The 15,950-nt window shown below is 60.0% G+C and carries 14 protein-coding genes and 1 tRNA gene; 9 read left to right on the top strand and 6 right to left on the bottom strand.

Features of this window, described 5'->3' with window-relative positions:
- Window positions 1-115: 115 nt before the first annotated feature.
- Window positions 116-200: transfer RNA gene (locus HMPREF3155_RS11450), tRNA-Ser, on the bottom strand.
- Window positions 201-282: 82 nt separating this feature from the next.
- Here HMPREF3155_RS11450 and HMPREF3155_RS11445 point away from each other — a divergent pair.
- Window positions 283-1,242, top strand: a complete 960-nt coding sequence (locus HMPREF3155_RS11445; protein WP_070433370.1) for an NAD(P)H-quinone oxidoreductase — start codon at window positions 283-285, stop codon at window positions 1,240-1,242.
- Window positions 1,243-1,266: 24 nt separating this feature from the next.
- Here the strand turns inward: HMPREF3155_RS11445 and HMPREF3155_RS11440 are convergent, their stop codons facing one another.
- Entirely contained in the window at window positions 1,267-2,523 is a 1,257-nt protein-coding gene (locus tag HMPREF3155_RS11440) for an aminotransferase class V-fold PLP-dependent enzyme (protein WP_062042737.1), read from the bottom strand.
- A gap of 240 nt (window positions 2,524-2,763) precedes the next feature.
- On the opposite strand from HMPREF3155_RS11440, the gene HMPREF3155_RS11435 reads away from it, so the two are divergent.
- The 3 genes from HMPREF3155_RS11435 (at window position 2,764) to HMPREF3155_RS11425 (ending at window position 5,512) form a co-directional block, all read left to right on the top strand.
- Window positions 2,764-3,615, top strand: coding sequence for a galactan export ABC transporter permease subunit Wzm/RfbD (locus HMPREF3155_RS11435; protein ID WP_062039227.1), 852 nt, complete (start codon window positions 2,764-2,766; stop codon window positions 3,613-3,615).
- A 28-nt stretch (window positions 3,616-3,643) separates the two neighbouring features.
- Window positions 3,644-4,438 carry a galactan export ABC transporter ATP-binding subunit Wzt/RfbE gene (locus HMPREF3155_RS11430; RefSeq protein ID WP_061920004.1) on the top strand — a complete coding sequence of 265 codons (795 nt, stop codon included), beginning with the start codon at window positions 3,644-3,646 and terminating at the stop codon, window positions 4,436-4,438.
- Between the two features lie 168 nt (window positions 4,439-4,606).
- Window positions 4,607-5,512: a galactofuranosyltransferase GlfT1 gene (locus HMPREF3155_RS11425; protein WP_061920002.1), complete on the top strand. Its 906-nt coding sequence runs from the start codon at window positions 4,607-4,609 to the stop codon at window positions 5,510-5,512.
- Here HMPREF3155_RS11425 and HMPREF3155_RS11420 read toward each other — a convergent pair whose 3' ends face one another.
- From HMPREF3155_RS11420 to HMPREF3155_RS11405, 4 genes are all read right to left on the bottom strand, one after another.
- Window positions 5,513-5,974 carry a GtrA family protein gene (locus HMPREF3155_RS11420; protein WP_061920000.1) on the bottom strand — a complete coding sequence of 154 codons (462 nt, stop codon included), beginning with the start codon at window positions 5,972-5,974 and terminating at the stop codon, window positions 5,513-5,515.
- Window positions 5,974-6,363 (bottom strand): GtrA family protein, encoded by a 390-nt coding sequence (locus HMPREF3155_RS11415; protein WP_061920154.1) that lies wholly within the window; start codon window positions 6,361-6,363, stop codon window positions 5,974-5,976. The genes HMPREF3155_RS11420 and HMPREF3155_RS11415 overlap by 1 nt, the downstream gene beginning before the upstream one ends.
- Before the next feature lie 71 nt (window positions 6,364-6,434).
- On the bottom strand, window positions 6,435-7,328 hold the full coding sequence (locus tag HMPREF3155_RS11410; RefSeq protein ID WP_070433369.1) for a plasmid pRiA4b ORF-3 family protein: 894 nt from the start codon (window positions 7,326-7,328) through the stop codon (window positions 6,435-6,437).
- A gap of 55 nt (window positions 7,329-7,383) precedes the next feature.
- Window positions 7,384-7,848: a hypothetical protein gene (locus HMPREF3155_RS11405; RefSeq protein ID WP_061919995.1), complete on the bottom strand. Its 465-nt coding sequence runs from the start codon at window positions 7,846-7,848 to the stop codon at window positions 7,384-7,386.
- A gap of 34 nt (window positions 7,849-7,882) precedes the next feature.
- Between HMPREF3155_RS11405 and HMPREF3155_RS11400 the strand changes: the two genes are divergently transcribed.
- The 5 genes from HMPREF3155_RS11400 to HMPREF3155_RS11380 all read left to right on the top strand — a co-directional run bounded on the left by HMPREF3155_RS11400 (window position 7,883) and on the right by HMPREF3155_RS11380 (window position 15,932).
- Window positions 7,883-8,161: a hypothetical protein gene (locus HMPREF3155_RS11400; RefSeq protein WP_061919993.1), complete on the top strand. Its 279-nt coding sequence runs from the start codon at window positions 7,883-7,885 to the stop codon at window positions 8,159-8,161.
- Window positions 8,162-8,305: 144 nt separating this feature from the next.
- The gene (locus HMPREF3155_RS11395; RefSeq protein WP_061919991.1) at window positions 8,306-9,721 is read left to right on the top strand and encodes a decaprenylphosphoryl-beta-D-ribose oxidase; all 1,416 of its coding nucleotides are present in this window, start codon (window positions 8,306-8,308) and stop codon (window positions 9,719-9,721) included.
- Window positions 9,722-9,769: 48 nt separating this feature from the next.
- Window positions 9,770-10,528, top strand: coding sequence for a decaprenylphospho-beta-D-erythro-pentofuranosid-2-ulose 2-reductase (locus tag HMPREF3155_RS11390; protein WP_061919989.1), 759 nt, complete (start codon window positions 9,770-9,772; stop codon window positions 10,526-10,528).
- A 37-nt stretch (window positions 10,529-10,565) separates the two neighbouring features.
- Window positions 10,566-12,536 carry a galactan 5-O-arabinofuranosyltransferase gene (locus HMPREF3155_RS11385; protein WP_070433368.1) on the top strand — a complete coding sequence of 657 codons (1,971 nt, stop codon included), beginning with the start codon at window positions 10,566-10,568 and terminating at the stop codon, window positions 12,534-12,536.
- A gap of 30 nt (window positions 12,537-12,566) precedes the next feature.
- The gene (locus tag HMPREF3155_RS11380; RefSeq protein WP_210385667.1) at window positions 12,567-15,932 is read left to right on the top strand and encodes an arabinosyltransferase domain-containing protein; all 3,366 of its coding nucleotides are present in this window, start codon (window positions 12,567-12,569) and stop codon (window positions 15,930-15,932) included.
- Window positions 15,933-15,950: the final 18 nt, after the last annotated feature.

The following is a 15,950-nucleotide window of genomic DNA, read 5'->3' as shown; positions in this document are numbered from 1 at the left end:
CGCTATTTACATATATCGGTACATGAAACCACGCATGGCGGTGCGAAGGGATCTTGAAGGAAACAAAAATCTCGAGACACCATCCAAAGGAACGATGTCTCGAGACTTCACACGGCGGAGACGGCGGGATTTGAACCCGCGGTGGTTTGACCCACGCTGGTTTTCAAGACCAGTGCATTCGGCCGCTCTGCCACGTCTCCTTGTCTTGCGACCCACTAAGCCTACTAAACCTAGCGATGCAGATCATATTCGGCCTCGGAGTTTTCGTTAAGCTGGGTGGGCATGAAAGCTATCGTGCAGACCGACCCTAAAGATCCCGGCGCGCTGGAGCTAGGCGCCGTCGAAAAGCCGCTGCTCCACCCCGGAGAAGTTCTAGTAAAGGTCCATGCTGCGGGTGTGAACCGCGCTGACCTCTTGCAAGCGCGCGGACACTATCCGCCACCAGCAGGCGCTTCCGAGACCATCGGCCTAGAGGTGGCCGGTGAAATCGTGGATGCAAATGGCACCGAGTGGAAAGAAGGCACCCAGGTTGGCGCGCTGCTTGCCGGCGGTGGTTACGCCGAATATGTCGCGGTACCAGCGGGCCAGCTGCTGCCCATTCCGAAGGGCTTTTCGCTTACCGATACCGCCTCAGTCATCGAGGTGGCCTGCACCGTATGGTCCAACCTCGCCATGGAAGCGAACCTGCACGCTGGGCAAACCATTCTCATTCATGGTGGTGCGGGCGGCATCGGCTTGTTCGCCATCCAGGTGGCCAAGGCGCTGGGCGCTACTGTTGCGGTGACGGCCGGCTCCGCGGAGAAGCTGGAGACCTGCAAGCACTATGGCGCAGACATCCTTATTAATTACAAGGAACAAGACTTCACAGAAGAGTTGAAGAACCAATGCGACGTCATCTTGGACATCATCGGCGCGAAGTACCTCAAACAGAACCTGAAGGCGCTGGCTACCGACGGCCACATGGTCACCATCGGCTTGCAAGGCGGCACGAAGGAAGAGCTCAACATGGGCATCGTCCTAGCAAAGCGCCTCACCTTGCAGGGCACGACGCTGCGCTCCCGCAGCATTGAGGACAAAGCCGCAATCGTGGCAGACACCGTCGCCAACGTGTGGCCATGGCTGGAAGATGGCACGGTAAAGCACCATCTCCACGGCACTTACCCGCTGGCCGAGGCCGCCGCTGCGCACGAAGCACTAAACTCCGGCGCCGTCACCGGCAAGTTGGTGCTGACGGTGTCTTAAACGTCTTGGGTCTAAGCTACTGGCTTAGGCCAAAGACGCCACCACGCGCGTGAGGTGTTCAATATCGTGGCGGGTGTTGAACGGGCCCAAGGCCACGGTAACGGCGCCGCCGATTTCGTCGGCGCCCATCTCCGTAAGAAGCGGAGTGCGCAGCGCCAACGTCGTGACCAGGCCGTTATCGATGAGGCGGCGGTGCACCGTCTCTGCCGGTACGTTCTGCACCGCGAAGGTAAGCCGCGGCAGGCGGTCCTTTGAAGCGCCGGCGGCGGCCTCACCCGTCACGCCCAAGATATGGACGGCCGGCAAGGTCTCCAAGTAGGCGTACATGTCATTGGTCAGATCGCCCAAGTACTCATTCAACGCCTCCATTGACTTGTGCACGCGCACGCGGCGCGAACCAGCTTCACCGCCAGCCAACGCTGCCAAGTGATCAACTAGAGGGCCAACGCCACCGGCCAGGCCGGTAGATACTGGGGTCTCTAGTTTTTCCGCAGAATTAGAAGCCTTCACCGGGCTATGCGCATCGACGCGGCGGAACATCGCCTCATCACGGAATACTAGGGCCGCTAACTGCGGGCCGCCGAGCATTCCGATATCAATGCCGATGATGTCCGCGCCGAGTTCATCAAAGTCCAGGGGACGATAAGGCGCGAGCGCGGAGACGTCGACAAGCGTCCACGCGCGCGAGCGCGAACGAATCTTCTCAATAATCTCCGTCGTGGGCGTTACCGTGCCCAAAAGCTCATGCGCTGCGGAGAAGGAGACCAGGCGTGTCGAGCCGTCGACAAGCTCGGCGTACTGGAAAGCCGGCAGCTCACCCGTGCCCAAATCCGGCTGTGCCCAACGCACTTCCGCATCAAGCTCCGACAACGCGGAGTACAGCGCCGGTGGATCCAACTTGGACAGAACCACCGAAGAATTATGACGCAACATCGGGCGCAGGCTGCGCGCCAAGGTCTGGTACAAAGCTGGCAGCGAAGGGCCTAAGACCACGCGGCTGGCCTTCGAGCCAACAAGATCCGCAATCGCCATGCGCGCGGCGTCGTAATGCGCAGAGCCCTCCAACCGGCCCGGCGCGCTATTCGCGGAATGCGCTCCCGTGGCATCTTCCTGCGGGGCCACTGCTGGGGACATACGGAACGAGCGAGCCACGCCGGCCGCTACTCGTTCAGAGATCTGCGGCGCAGCATTCGCGTTGAGGTAGGTCCACCCGTCCGATAGGCCAGTGTAAAGACCTCGCACACTGGCGACGTCATACCGTGCTGGCAAGCCTAATGGCATGTATAAAACCTTCCTCTACGCCTTTCATTGGTACCCAAACGCAACGTTTGTAGGGGCCGCTGTGGGGCAGTCGACTCCCTACTCTATACGGCTTTGGGTTTGGTTTCCTAAAAAGGAATTTTTGCAGGTTACAGCCATTCCCCCAGTACAGACGGCGTGTAGATACCCGTTTGTCCAGCACGCGCGCTAGGGTGTTTTGACGTGCAAGATAACAACCAACTGCGCGCCGACATCGCCCGCATGACCTCCACCCCGGAGGAAAGCGCGGTACCGGCCTCCCAGTCCATGACCATGAAGTCGGCTTTTGCCGATCTTATCCAAGGCGCCAAACAGCGCGAATTGTGGTTCATGCTGGGCATTCAGGACATCAAGCAACGCTACCGCCGCTCGGTTCTAGGACCTTTCTGGATCACCATCGCCACCGGTGTGATGGCAGCAGCACTGGGTCTTTTGTACTCCATGCTCTTCCAGATTCCAGTCGCGGAGTTCCTGCCTCACGTCACCGTGGGCCTTATCATGTGGAACTTCATCTCGGGCGCAATCAAGGAAGGCTCCACCGTCTTCATTGACAACGAGGGCCTCATCAAACAGCTCCCGGCTCCCCTATCGGTGCACGTCTACCGCCTGGTGTGGCGCCAGACGCTATTCTTGGGCCACAACCTCATCATCTGGTTGCTGCTCATCCTTATCTTCCCGCGTCACCTGGGTTGGGAGTTCTTCCTCTTCATCCCGGCACTTGGCCTCCTACTGGTCAACGGCGTGTGGGTAGCAATGTTCTTCGGCATCGTGGCAACCCGCTATCGCGACATTGCGCCACTGCTCGAGGCACTCACGCAGCTGCTGTTCTACGTCACGCCGATTGTCTGGATGACCAACACTTTGAAGGAGCAAGGCGGTGCCGTGGGCAACCGCGCTCGCATCGCAGAGATCAACCCGCTGTATCACTACATGGAGATCGTGCGTGCCCCCATGATCGGTGAGCCCGTCGCGGGCTACCACTGGCTTATCGTCATCGCGTGTACCGTCGTGGGCCTCCTCGTCGCCGGCCTAGCCATGCGCCAATGGCGTTTCCGCGTGAGCTACTGGGTATAGCGCAAGCTGCACGAAAGGATCTTCAACAATGGTTTCTATCGATACTTATAACGCTTGCGTGGACTTTCCCATCTTTGATGCCAAGTCCCGCTCCTTAAAGAAGGCCGTACTTTCCTCAGCCGGCGGTGCGATTGGCCAAAACTCCGACAAAACCGTCGTGGTTGAGGCCCTCAAAGACATCAACCTTCACCTCCGTGAAGGTGACCGCGTAGGTCTCGTGGGCCACAACGGCGCCGGCAAGTCCACGCTGCTGCGTCTGCTTTCTGGCATCTACGAGCCCACGCGCGGCACTGCCGACGTTCGCGGCCGCGTCGCCCCCGTCTTCGACTTGGGCGTGGGCATGGACCCAGAGGTCTCCGGCTACGACAACATCATCATCCGCGGCCTATTCTTGGGCCAGACCATCAAGCAGATGAAAAACAAGATGGATGAGATCGCCGAGTTCTCTGAACTGGGTGACTACCTCGCCATGCCGCTGCGCACCTACTCCACCGGTATGCGCGTACGCTTGGCGCTCGGCGTGGTTACCTCCATCGAGCCGGAAATCCTGCTGCTCGATGAGGGCATCGGCGCAGTCGACGCCGCCTTCATGGCCAAGGCCCGCGTGCGCCTGCAGGAGCTGGTTAAGCGCTCCGGCATCCTCGTCTTTGCTTCCCACTCCAATGACTTCCTGGCCCAGCTGTGCAACACTGCGCTGTGGATTGACCACGGCACCGTCCGCTCTGCCGGCGAGGTCTCTGAAGTCGTGGGCCAATACGAAGGCCCCGAGGTAGGCGAATACGTCAAGGACTTGCGCCGCCGCTTCGACAACGAAGACGACTAAGCCCCAAGCATCTTCTTTAACTCACCGGTTACGCCTTCTACTTCGATGGTGTAGCCGGTGTCGTCGTAAAGCCACTGGCATCAATCCGCACAGCAAACGGCGGCCACATCTGTTCTAATTCCATGTCCAAAGCCTATCCCCGGCGCCACGGGTGGCAGAATAGAGCTCATGACTGCCACCTTGAACGCCGCCGGTTCGACGGCCGCCGTAATCGTCACCCACCAGCGCGTGGAACTGCTTCGCGCCTCATTGGAGCAGGTAGCGCACCAAACCCACCCTGTGCAGTGGATCATCGTGGTGGACAATGGGGCCGAGACCGCAGTCGAGGAATTGGTCAATGAGATTGCCGGTGACCGCGCCGTCTACGTTCCTTCCCAGACAAACCTGGGCGGCGCGGGCGGCTTCGCCCTTGGCTTCCTCACGGCTCTTTCGTTGGGCGCCGACGCCGTGTGGTGCGCCGACGACGACGGCCGCCCCGCCGATAAAAACGTGCTCGCAGAGCTCTACCGCGTGGCGGAAGCCAACGGCTTGCACGAGGTCTCCCCTGCCGTGTGCAACATCAACGAACCAGCCCGTCTGGCCTTCCCGCTGCGCCAGGGCCTCGTGTGGCGCCGCTACATGAGCGAGCTCGAGGGAGACTTCCTGCCAGGCATTGCATCGCTTTTCAACGGCGCGCTGATTTCGGCGGAAGCCATGCAGATAATCGGTGTACCAGATTATCGCCTCTTCATCCGTGGCGACGAGGTGGAATACCACCGCCGCCTAGCAGGCTCGGGCCTCAAGTTCGGCACCGCGCTGACCACCAGCTACCTACACCCGGATGGCTCCGACGAGTTCAAGCCGATTCTTGGCGGCAAGATGCACACCCAGTACCCAGACGGCGAGTTCAAGAGGTTCTTTACCTACCGCAACCGCGGCTATCTGCTCTGGCAGCGCGGCATGCGCAAGCTCCTGCCCCAAGAATTCGCGCGCTTTGGTTGGTTCTTCCTCGTCCAAAAACGCGATCCACAAGGCTTTATAGAGTGGCTTCGCCTGCATAACCAGGGCCGCAAGGAAGACTTCCGCCGCCCCTAACTAATCCTCCACCACGAAGGATTTCCGGGTGCGGCGGAAGATCACCCAGCGCTGCACGAAGAAGTTGATGATGGTGGCCGTGCCCTGCGCAAGGACATACGCCGCGACCAGCGCCAACGTGGATGACCAAGCCAGGTCCTCGTCAAAGAAGTTAAAAGCCCGGCGGTAGATCACCATGTTGACCAAATAAGTCAGGGCGTACGTCGCCGCCACTGCCACAAGGCGGCGTTTGGAGGCTTTGGCGTTGAACGTCCAACGGCGATTGAGCAAGTACGCCACGAGCGTGCCAAAGATAAAGCCAACGGTGCGGGCGCCATCTTTATCAAGCAGCCCCAAGCCCAGCTGCAGAAGCCACGTTAGGCCAGCATCAACGATCGCAGAGATTACGCCCGTAATAACAAACTTGGTTCCCTGCGCCTGCAGGGAATTCGAGCGTGAGAGTTTCTCTGCGCTGGTCACCATTAATCTCCCTTAAAGATGAAGATGCGCTGAATGGCAAAGTTGGTTACTGTAGCCACACCCTGCGCGATGACAAACGCGATGGTGTCTTTGACTGCTCCCTCAAAGCCCATAGAAATCAGCGGCTCGTTGAGCACCCAGTACAGAAAGTTCTGTACCGCAAAGGTCGAGGCATACAACGCCGCCACGGCACCCGCAGTACGGCCGGAGACCTGCGCGCCGAAAGTCCAACGCGCATTGGCAACGTACGCAGCGATGGTGCCAAAGACCCAACCGATTGCCTTTGCCGCAGAACGGTGCAGGCCAAAATGGGTCAGCAACAAAGTAAGCCCGTAGTCAATTGCCGCTGTGAACACGCCCACGAATACGAAACGGAAAAGCTGCGTCGCCAGCGAGGTGCGGCGCACCTCGACGTCGCGGGGCGCCGCGTCAGAAGGATTTTTATCAGTCACGGCTAAAAAGCCTACCTGCGCAGTAGGGCACGGTAAATGTCAAGACGATCCACCGGTGCTAGTGCCTCATCCCCATAGGCGCCCACGCTTGCAAGCACAGAAAGCGAAGCGCTACACAACTCGCGTATTTCTTCGCCTGTTAAGAGCAGCTTGCCTTCATCAGAGACCCAACCCAAGGCATCCATCGTGGACTCTGCCACGGAATTGCTAAGCTCCCGCCCGCCCATGCAGGTCAGCGCTAAGACCATGGACCAAAACGAGTCCTGGCCTTCTGCGGTAACTTCCCGCGGCAAAGAATCTAGGACTGATAAAGGCGCGTTTGAATCACTGCGCTCTAAATCGAGCGCCTGCAGCAGCGGCACGAAATCAAAAAGCTTGCTGCGCTGGATGAGCGCACGCACCGGCGGGGTCACGATGTTGAGCACTTCATCGATGGTCTCTTGGCCAGTTAATTGCGCATTGATGGCAGTAAGATCGAAAGGCTGCGTGAAGGCGCCCGATCCGCCTACACACAATGATTCAGGGGTACCGGAATCGCGCGGGTAAATGTCAACCACAACCAGGCTAAAGTCCCACAACCCCCAGGCATAGTCCAGCTGCACGCCCTCACGCCACAAAAACTCGGAGACTTGATGCTTGGGATCGATGCGGGCCCCGCGGGCTTCATGGTGTTCAAAGAAGTGCCACGGCGAATCTTCATCGGGAAGCCCGAAGCAGACTTCGAGCACGTGGTGGAGTTGCTCAAAGGTAAGGGCGTCAGAAAACCCGATTTGGCGGTGGACTTCGACGTCCGCGCTCACGTTGGAAACCTGGCAGATGACGGTGAGGGGCTCGCGGCGCAGGGTCACGATAGAGTTGTCACGCTTGGCGCGTGCCGTACTCAAATCTGTGACCCCGAGGCTCATGGGCCCCACCATACGCAAAGTTGCGGGTCAAAGTTGTGGAGGTAAGCGCGTGAGGCTACGCCGCGCGCTTGGCGATGTCGCGTGCTTCCAGCTCGCTCACCACAAAAAGCAGGCCCGCGCCGATGGCCCCCAGAGTGGTCCATGGCTTCTGCACACCGCGCTTGCGCAGGGGCTTGACCATGGCCTGCGCAACCTTGACGTTGATGAAACCACCGGCGATGAGAACCAGTACCACGGCAACAAATGCTGCCCAGGCCTTCACGTCCATCTCTTGTTCTTGTGCCTGCACCGGCTGCTGTTCTTCCTGCTCGCGCTGTGCATTGGTCACCGCAACCAGCGCGCCGAAGCCCAGAAACGAGCCGATATAAGCGGCGACGAGTGCCTTCTTATTCTTGATCCAATCTGGATAGGAGGTCATAAGGCCCAAAGCCAGCGATTGCGTTATGCGGCCAGACAGGGTGTCATCGAGTGCGTAGCGGTCGACGCGCTCGGTTTCTTGTGCGGAGTCTTGCTCAGTCATGGGGATTACTTTATGCGGCACTAAGCTAAAGCGCATGTACTCCTCAAAGAAAGAGCACCTAACCCCTGCCCAGCGCGCAGCCCAAGACGAACGCGCTGAAGACGACAAGTACAACGGCCACTTCCTGGCCACCGAGCACACCAATCTCCCGCTCGATGGGTTTATGACGCGCCTGATGGCTGAGGAGCTGCCTATCCTCGATTCCACTTCGCGCCGTCGGGTCTATGAGATTCTGCGTTCCTACAAGGGCCCGGAGATTACCTCCCAGGAGCAGCTCCCAGCAGAAATCCGCGAGCTCATGGATCTGTATTAGATCTGTTTTAGAAGGCCAAATCAACACATTCGGGCACGGCCGATGCCCGAACATGTTCCAAATATCACTAACGTCACACACGTCACGTGTCCGTGTTGGTGAGTAGGCTAGGAACGACATATCACGTCGAGTAAAGAGTAAGAGATGGAACTACATACCACCGAAAAGTCCCTGCACGGCTGGGGCCGCACCGCGCCGACGACTGCCCACGTACTGTCCACCGAAGACGTCGAGGTCATCAAGAAGGCCGTCGCCCAGGTTGCAGAAGATAACTCCGACAAACCAGCACACCTGCGCCGCGGCGTCATCGCCCGCGGCATGGGCCGTTCCTACGGTGACCCTGCCCAAAACGGCGGCGGCCTGGTCATCGACATGCAGCCGCTGAACAAGATCCACTCCATCGATCCGGAAACCGCAATCGTCGACGTAGACGGTGGCGTAACCCTGGATCAGCTGATGAAGGCCGCCCTGCCATACGGCCTGTGGGTCCCGGTTCTGCCAGGCACCCGCCAGGTCACCATCGGCGGCGCAATCGGCCCGGATATCCACGGCAAGAACCACCACTCCGCCGGTTCCTTTGGCAACCACGTCACCTCCATGGAGCTGCTCGTGGCAGACGGCCGCGTACTCCACTTGGAACCTAACGGTTCCAAGGATGATCCAGACGGAGAGCTCTTCTGGGCCACCGTCGGCGGCATGGGCCTGACCGGCATCATCCTGCGCGCGCAGATCCGCATGACCAAGACCGAGACCGCCTACTTCATCGCGGACACTGACCGCACCGAGAACCTGGATGAGACCGTAGCCTTCCACTCGGATGGCTCCGAGCACAACTACACCTACTCCTCTGCTTGGTTCGACGTCATCTCCCCAGAGCCAAAGCTCGGCCGCTCCACCATCTCCCGCGGCAGCCTGGCCACCCTGGCGCAGCTCGAAGAGCTCGCACCAAAGCTGGCGAAGGATCCGCTGAAGTTCAACGCTCCACAGCTGATGACGGTGCCGGATATCTTCCCGAACTTCACCATGAACAAGCTCTCCCTGATGGCCATCGGCGAGGCTTACTACCTCATGGGCGCGCCGGCTCGTAACAAGATCAAGAACCTGACGCAGTTCTACCAGCCGCTAGATCTCATCGGCGAGTGGAACCGCGGCTACGGTTCCAACGGCTTCCTGCAGTACCAGTTCGTGGTACCGACCGAGGCGGTTGAGCCTTTCAAGGAGATCATCCGTGACATGCAAAAGTCCGGCCACTACTCCGCACTGAACGTGTTCAAGCTCTTCGGCCCAGGCAACAAGGCACCACTGTCCTACCCAATGCCGGGCTGGAACGTCTGCGTGGACTTCCCAATCAAGCCAGGCCTCGGCGCCTTCCTTGATGATCTGGACAAGCGCGTCATGGAATTCGGCGGCCGCCTCTACCTGGCCAAGGAATCCCGTACCTCTGCGGAGAACTTCCACAAGATGTACCCGGGCATGGAGGGCTGGCTTGCCACCCGCAACGCCATCGACCCAACCGGCGTCTTCGCATCCGATATGTCCCGCCGCCTCGAGCTGCGCTAAACGTCCGCACCGAACACAACGCAGAAGATCTTTTAAGGAATAACCCACATGCTCAATGCAGTAGGCCAAGCACAACACATCCTTCTCCTTGGCGGCACCTCCGAAATCGGCCTCGGCATCGTCGAGGAATTCTTGGAGCGTGGCCCGGCCAAGGTCACCCTCGCTGCCCGCGCACAGTCCCCGCGCATCGCCGATGCCACCGCCGCTTTGACCTCCCGCGGTGCTGACGTCGAGGTCATCGACTTTGACGCAACTGACTTCGAGGCCCACCCGGACGTCGTCAAGCAGGCATGGAACCGCGGCGACGTCGACGTTGCCATCGTCGCCTTCGGCACCCTGGGTGACCAGGAAGAACTCTGGCAGGACCAGGCCAAGGCCGTCGCTTCCGCACAGACCAACTTCACCGCCCCGGTCTCCCTGGGCGTGCTGTTGGGCCAGAAGTTCAAGGAGCAGGGCCACGGCACCATCGTCGCCATGTCCTCCGTGGCGGGTATGCGCGTGCGCCGCTCCAACTTTGTCTACGGCGCTTCCAAGGCCGGCGTGGATGGCTTCTTCATCAACCTGGGTGAGGCACTGCGCGGCTCCGGCGCCAACGTCCTCGTGGTTCGTCCGGGCCAGGTGCGCACCAAGATGTCCGCAAACGCTGGCGAGGCACCGCTGACCGTCAACGTTGACGATGTTGCCAAGGCCACCGTCAAGGCAATTTTGAACGGCACGCAGTCCATCTACGTGCACCCACTGTTCGAGTACGTCTCCTTGGCCTTCAAGTTCATCCCACAATCCATCTTCCGAAAGCTGCCTTTCTAATTCCAGCAATCCTCCCGAATGTGGGAAACTAGTGTGCATGACTAGCCCAGCAACCATGCACTCCATGCACACTGAACACACCCGTGCCACGGATTACAACGCCGACGAGCTTTCAACTAAGTCGGCTCTGCTGGGCATAGCGGCGGCTGCCCTTGGCGGGGCGGTCGTCGCTCTCCTCGGTTTTTATGCCTTCAAGACGGTCTCCCTGCCAGCTTTTAGTACCTCCATGGTCACCCGTGCACTGTGCACGGTCGGCATTGTTTTGACCCTCTTGCTGGTCGGCGTGCTCTGCGTGAAGTGGATTTATGACACCCACCGTCCTGCTTTCACACGGCCTAAGTGGCGCACGTGGCTGACCTACGCGGCGTGCTATCTCTCGCCTGCCTTGCTAGTGCTTTCTGCCATCGGTCTGCCGCTTTCCGCCTCCAAGCTGTGGCTGGACGGAGTGCAGGTGGACCAGGTCTTCCGCACCCAGTTCCTGACCCGCACCACGGATCAGATGGGCTACGCCGACATGAACTACGAGGGCCTTCCCACCTTCTATCCCATGGGCTGGTTCTGGCTCGGCGGCCGCGTGGCCCACCTTTTGCACATGCCTGGTTGGGAGGTCTTCCAGCCGTGGGCGCTGATTTCTATCTCGATGTGTGGCTGCCTGCTCGTTCCGCTCTGGCAGCGCTTGGTGGGCTCGCTTCCAGTTGCCACCGCAATCGCGCTCGTGACCACCGCCGTCACGCTCACGGTCAACGCTGAGGAGCCTTATTCCGCGGTCATCGCCATGGGCGTTCCGGCAGTAGCTGTGCTGGCTGCCCGCGCCTTCAACGGCTCCTGGCTTTCTACCTTGGGCGTGGCCCTGTACCTGGGTTTCTCCGCCTGCTTCTACACCTTGTTCACCGGCGCCATCGCACTGACCGTGGTCTCGTTGGTTGCTATCGCCACCGCAATCTACGAGCGCTCCCTGCGCCCCCTCATGCACCTGGTGGTCATCGGCGTCGGCTCGCTGGCCATCGCCGCCATTGCCTGGACGCCTTATCTGCTCGCCACCTTCCGCGCAGAGGCGCCACTGGAGTCCGCCGCTCAGCATTACCTGCCGGAGGAAGGAACCCAAATTCCGGTGCCTTTCCTCTCCTTCAGCATCATCGGCGCGCTCTGCCTCATCGGCCTTATCTACATGGCCATGCGCCTGGAAGACGCCGCAGTACGCGCCCTCGTCATCGCCACCTTGGGTACCTACCTCTGGGTCGTGATGTCCATGGTGGTCACCCTGGCCGGCTCCACCCTGCTGGGCTTCCGCCTGGAGAGCATCATCGTGCTGCTTTTCGCCACCGCCGGCGTTCTTTGTCTGGCAGAAATCCGCCTGCTGGGCATTCCCACGTTGTACCCGGCGCGCTTTAGTGAGACCACCAACAAGCGCATCACCGCGGTGTTCGCCATCTTCTTGGTATTCGGCGGAATCTACTACGCGCAGCACATCCCGGAAGCCAACGAGGATGCCCTCGACCACGCTTATACCGATACCGACGGCAACGGCGAGCGCGCCGACCGCTTTGCCAGTGATTCCTCTCAGGACTACCTGAAGATCCGTGAGTTCATCGACTCGCACGGCTACGCGCCGAATGCGACCACGGTCATGACGGACGAGAAGCTGTTTATGGCTTATCACCCATACTGGGGTTTCAACGCCTTTACCAGCCACTACGCCAACCCACTGGGTGAGTTCAGCGCCCGCAACGCGCAGATCGAAGCCTGGGGCAAGGACTCCTGGGAGCAAACGCCGGCCGAGTTCCAGAAGGCGATCGATTCCGCGAAGTGGAATGGTCCCGATGTTGTCATCTTCCGCGGCAGCCTCGAAGAGCCGGGCGATGGCTTCAAGATCCACCTGGCTGAGGATATCTATCCCAATCAGCCCAACGTGCGTTACCGTGCGGTCTTCTTCAACCCAGATGTCTTCGAGGAAGGCTGGGATACCAAGCAGGTTGGCCCATTCGTGGTGGCGGTGCGTTCTCACTAACTCTAGGGGCCGTGCCGTAAACTGATCGCCGTGTCAGTTAGCCTTCCTAGTACCGAAAATACCCGCTTAGCCATAGCGGACGCCCCGCGTTCGCTGCGGCTAACCGCCATTATTGCCGGCCTGATTGGCTTCATTTGTTTTGTAGCGACCCCGCTACTTCCGGTGAACCAAACCCAGTCCTCTTTTGATTGGCCGCAGAATAATTCGCTGCAGTCCATAAACGCCCCGCTGATTTCGGTGGCGCCGGAGGACATCAAGGCCGAGATCCCGCTGAGCGCCGCAGACCAGCTCCATAATGATCAGGACCTGCTCTACGGCACCATCCCGCCGGAATCCACCAAGGCCTCCAACCGCGGCATGTTCGTCCGCGTGAGCGACCAAGGCCTTTCCGTCGTCTCCTTGGACGAGGTGCTGCTTGCCCTTACCCCCAAGGAAGTAGCCGCACTGCCTGACGACGCCGTGCTCAAGATCGACTCCTCCGGCTCCGGCACCACGGTCAGCGTGGATAAGCATTCCGAGACCACGAAGGACGACGTTCGTCCGCAGGTCACCGGCGTCTACACCGAGCTAGAAGATAAGGATGCCGCAAAGCTTGTCGACGAAGGGCTAAACGTCCACGTCGATATCAATTCGCGCTTTACCTCCTCGCCTTCTTTGCTAAAGAAGATTGCGATGTGGCTGGGCGTAGCCATGACCATCCTGAGCCTTATCTGCCTGTGGCGCATTGACCGTCTAGACGGGCGCAAGCTGGGCTTTATGCCTGCCACCTGGAAGCAGATCCGCCCGCTCGACGGCGTGGTTGCTGCCGTCCTCGTCTTCTGGCATATCTTCGGCGCAAATACCTCGGATGACGGCTTCATCCTGACGATGGGCCGCGTTTCCGGTCACGCCTCCTATATGGCGAACTACTACCGCTGGTACGGCGTTCCCGAGGCCCCGTTCGGCTCCCCGTACTACGACCTCGTGGCCTTCTTGTCGGAGATTTCCAGTACGTCAATGTTCGTGCGTCTGCCTGCGCTCATCTCCGCATTCATCGTCTGGTTCATTCTCTCGCGCGAGATTCTGCCGCGCTTTGGTGACCTAGTTAATGGCCGCCGCGTGGCGCACTGGACCGCCGCCTTTATGTTCTTGGCATTCTGGCTGCCATATAACAACGGCATCCGCCCAGAGCCGATCGTGGCTCTCGGTGTCATGGTGACCTGGGCTTCCTTCGAACGCTCTATTGCCGCCCGCCGCCTGCTGCCAGCAGCCGTGGGCACCATCGCCGCAACCTTGACGCTGGGCGCTGGTCCTACCGGACTCTTCGCCGTCGGCGTGTTCTTGGTATCACTGCCGAAGCTATTTGCCTTCATGGCCGAGCGCGCCCCGCACGTGGGCTGGCTCGCCATGATTGCACCTTTCCTCGCTTCCGGCACCGCCATCATGGTCGCAGCCTTTGGTGATCAGACGCTGGCTTCGGTCATGGAGTCCACCCGCGTGCGCTCTGAGGTCGGCCCTTCGCTGCCGTGGTACTCGGAGTACGTGCGCTACACCACGCTCTTCCAGCAGTCCGTGGACGGCTCGATGACCCGCCGCTTCGCCATGTTCACCATGATCTTCTGCTTGGCGCTGATCATCTATGCCTTCATCAAGGATCGCCGCATCGTCGGCGCAGCGGTCGGCCCAACCCAGCGCCTGCTGCTCATCATTGGGCTTAGCACCTTCTTCTTGATGTTCACCCCAACCAAGTGGACCCACCACTTCGGTATCTACGCCGGCGTCGCGGGCGTGATTGCGGCATTGGGCGCGGTTGTCCTCTCCCAGATCGCGATGCGCTCGCCACGCGCGCGCACCTTCGCCCTCGCATCGGTCATCTTCCTGCTGGCTATCTCCATGGCTGGCTGGAATGCCTGGTGGTACGTCTCCTCCTTCGGCATCCCGTGGTGGGATCGCACGGTTCAGCTCAAGGCCATTGAGGCCAACACCGTGCTGCTGTTTATTGGCTTGGTGGTCCTTGCCGTCGGCGTCGTCCAGGCGATGTTCCACAGTTACCGCAAGGCCCAAGCAGAAGAGGAAGGCCGCCTCGAGGAGTTCAAGGCACAGGCCGCCGCCAAAGTTTCGCGCTGGGCAGGCATCATGTCCGCGCCGCTGGCTTTGGCCTGCGCGCTGATTGTGGCCTTCTCGTGTGCATCCTTCGCTAAGGCTTATGCTTCGCAGCAGAATTCCTACTCCGTGGGCAAGGGCAACTTGGCCTCGCTGAAGGGCAACCAGTGCTCGCTTGCCGACGCCACGATGGTAGAGACCAACACCAACGACTCCTTCCTCAGCCCGGTTGAAGGCGAGCTCAAGGACTCGCTGGAGGACCCAAGCGAAGATTCCTTCGGCTTTGGCCCCGATAACATCCCGGAATCCATCGAGCCGGAGAATCTGAACTCGGCGTCGGTTGGCGCAATTGCGAATACCTCAACCGAGAAGGCAGAAAATGCTGACTCTGCCGATGCCGCGCAGTCGGAGGAAAGCAGCGAAAAGTCTGCCAATGAGCAAAGCGGCGGCGTGCGTGGGACCAAGGGCGTAAACGGCTCGACCCGTCACTTGCCTTTCAACCTGGATTACAACAAGGTACCGGTTTTGGGCTCCTACGATGAAAAGCAGCGTTCTACCTCTACCGTAACGACCCAGTGGTACAACCTGCCTGAGGCCAAGGAAAACGCCCCGATTCTGGCTGTTTCTGCGGCGGGCAACATCTACCACCACGATGTCAACGGCATCGAGCAGGACGGCATGGAGCTCAAGCTGGAGTACGCCACCTACAAGGACGGCAAGGCCACCAACAAGGGCGAAGCAGAGCTTTCCGACGTCGGCGCTACCCCGAAGTGGCGCAACCTACGCATCCCGTTGGACAAGCTGCCAGCTGAGGCCAACGTGGTCCGCCTGGTGGCCGTGGATGATTCCACTGACGAGGACGAATGGCTCGCCTTCACTCCGCCGCGCGTGCCGGAGCTTGCGACCATCAACTCGCAGTTCGATTCACAGACCCCGGCGCTGATGGACTGGTCTGTGGCTCTGCAGTTCCCATGCCAGCGCACTTTCGACCACTATGCGGGCGTGACGGAGATTCCGGAATACCGCATCCTGCCGGATGCAGCGGCGCAGACGTCCTTGACTGACTTCCAGTCCTTCTCGGGCGGTGGCGCGATGGCCACGGCTGAGGCAGTCAACTACTCCTACGAGATCCCGAGCTACCTCAACAATGATTGGGCTCGAGACTGGGGCGCAATCGAAAAGTACGAGCTGCGCACCAACTCCAAGGGCGAGGCACCTGCCGAGGCGAACATCGATCATGAGATCGTTTCGCGCTCCGGACTCTGGAAGGAATCTGAGATGAAGATTCGCCCGGAGGGCTCTGAGGAGAAATAACGCTGGGTGCTATCGCAC

Source organism: Corynebacterium sp. HMSC06D04, from assembly GCF_001807315.1.
Taxonomy (GTDB): Bacteria; Actinomycetota; Actinomycetes; order Mycobacteriales; family Mycobacteriaceae; genus Corynebacterium; species Corynebacterium simulans.
Note: the sequence above shows the minus strand (reverse complement) of the source record. Positions and strands in the feature narration are given on the sequence as shown.

Bases quoted from the DNA above. Each gene is read 5' to 3' on its own strand.
- HMPREF3155_RS11445 (WP_070433370.1), top strand. From the start codon at position 283: ATGAAAGCTATCGTGCAGACCGACCCTAAAGATCCCGGCGCGCTGGAG.
- HMPREF3155_RS11440 (WP_062042737.1), bottom strand. From the start codon at position 2,523: ATGCCATTAGGCTTGCCAGCACGGTATGACGTCGCCAGTGTGCGAGGT.
- HMPREF3155_RS11435 (WP_062039227.1), top strand. From the start codon at position 2,764: ATGACCTCCACCCCGGAGGAAAGCGCGGTACCGGCCTCCCAGTCCATG.
- HMPREF3155_RS11430 (WP_061920004.1), top strand. From the start codon at position 3,644: ATGGTTTCTATCGATACTTATAACGCTTGCGTGGACTTTCCCATCTTT.
- HMPREF3155_RS11425 (WP_061920002.1), top strand. From the start codon at position 4,607: ATGACTGCCACCTTGAACGCCGCCGGTTCGACGGCCGCCGTAATCGTC.
- HMPREF3155_RS11420 (WP_061920000.1), bottom strand. From the start codon at position 5,974: ATGGTGACCAGCGCAGAGAAACTCTCACGCTCGAATTCCCTGCAGGCG.
- HMPREF3155_RS11410 (WP_070433369.1), bottom strand. From the start codon at position 7,328: ATGAGCCTCGGGGTCACAGATTTGAGTACGGCACGCGCCAAGCGTGAC.
- HMPREF3155_RS11405 (WP_061919995.1), bottom strand. From the start codon at position 7,848: ATGACTGAGCAAGACTCCGCACAAGAAACCGAGCGCGTCGACCGCTAC.
- HMPREF3155_RS11400 (WP_061919993.1), top strand. From the start codon at position 7,883: ATGTACTCCTCAAAGAAAGAGCACCTAACCCCTGCCCAGCGCGCAGCC.
- HMPREF3155_RS11395 (WP_061919991.1), top strand. From the start codon at position 8,306: ATGGAACTACATACCACCGAAAAGTCCCTGCACGGCTGGGGCCGCACC.
- HMPREF3155_RS11390 (WP_061919989.1), top strand. From the start codon at position 9,770: ATGCTCAATGCAGTAGGCCAAGCACAACACATCCTTCTCCTTGGCGGC.
- HMPREF3155_RS11385 (WP_070433368.1), top strand. From the start codon at position 10,566: ATGACTAGCCCAGCAACCATGCACTCCATGCACACTGAACACACCCGT.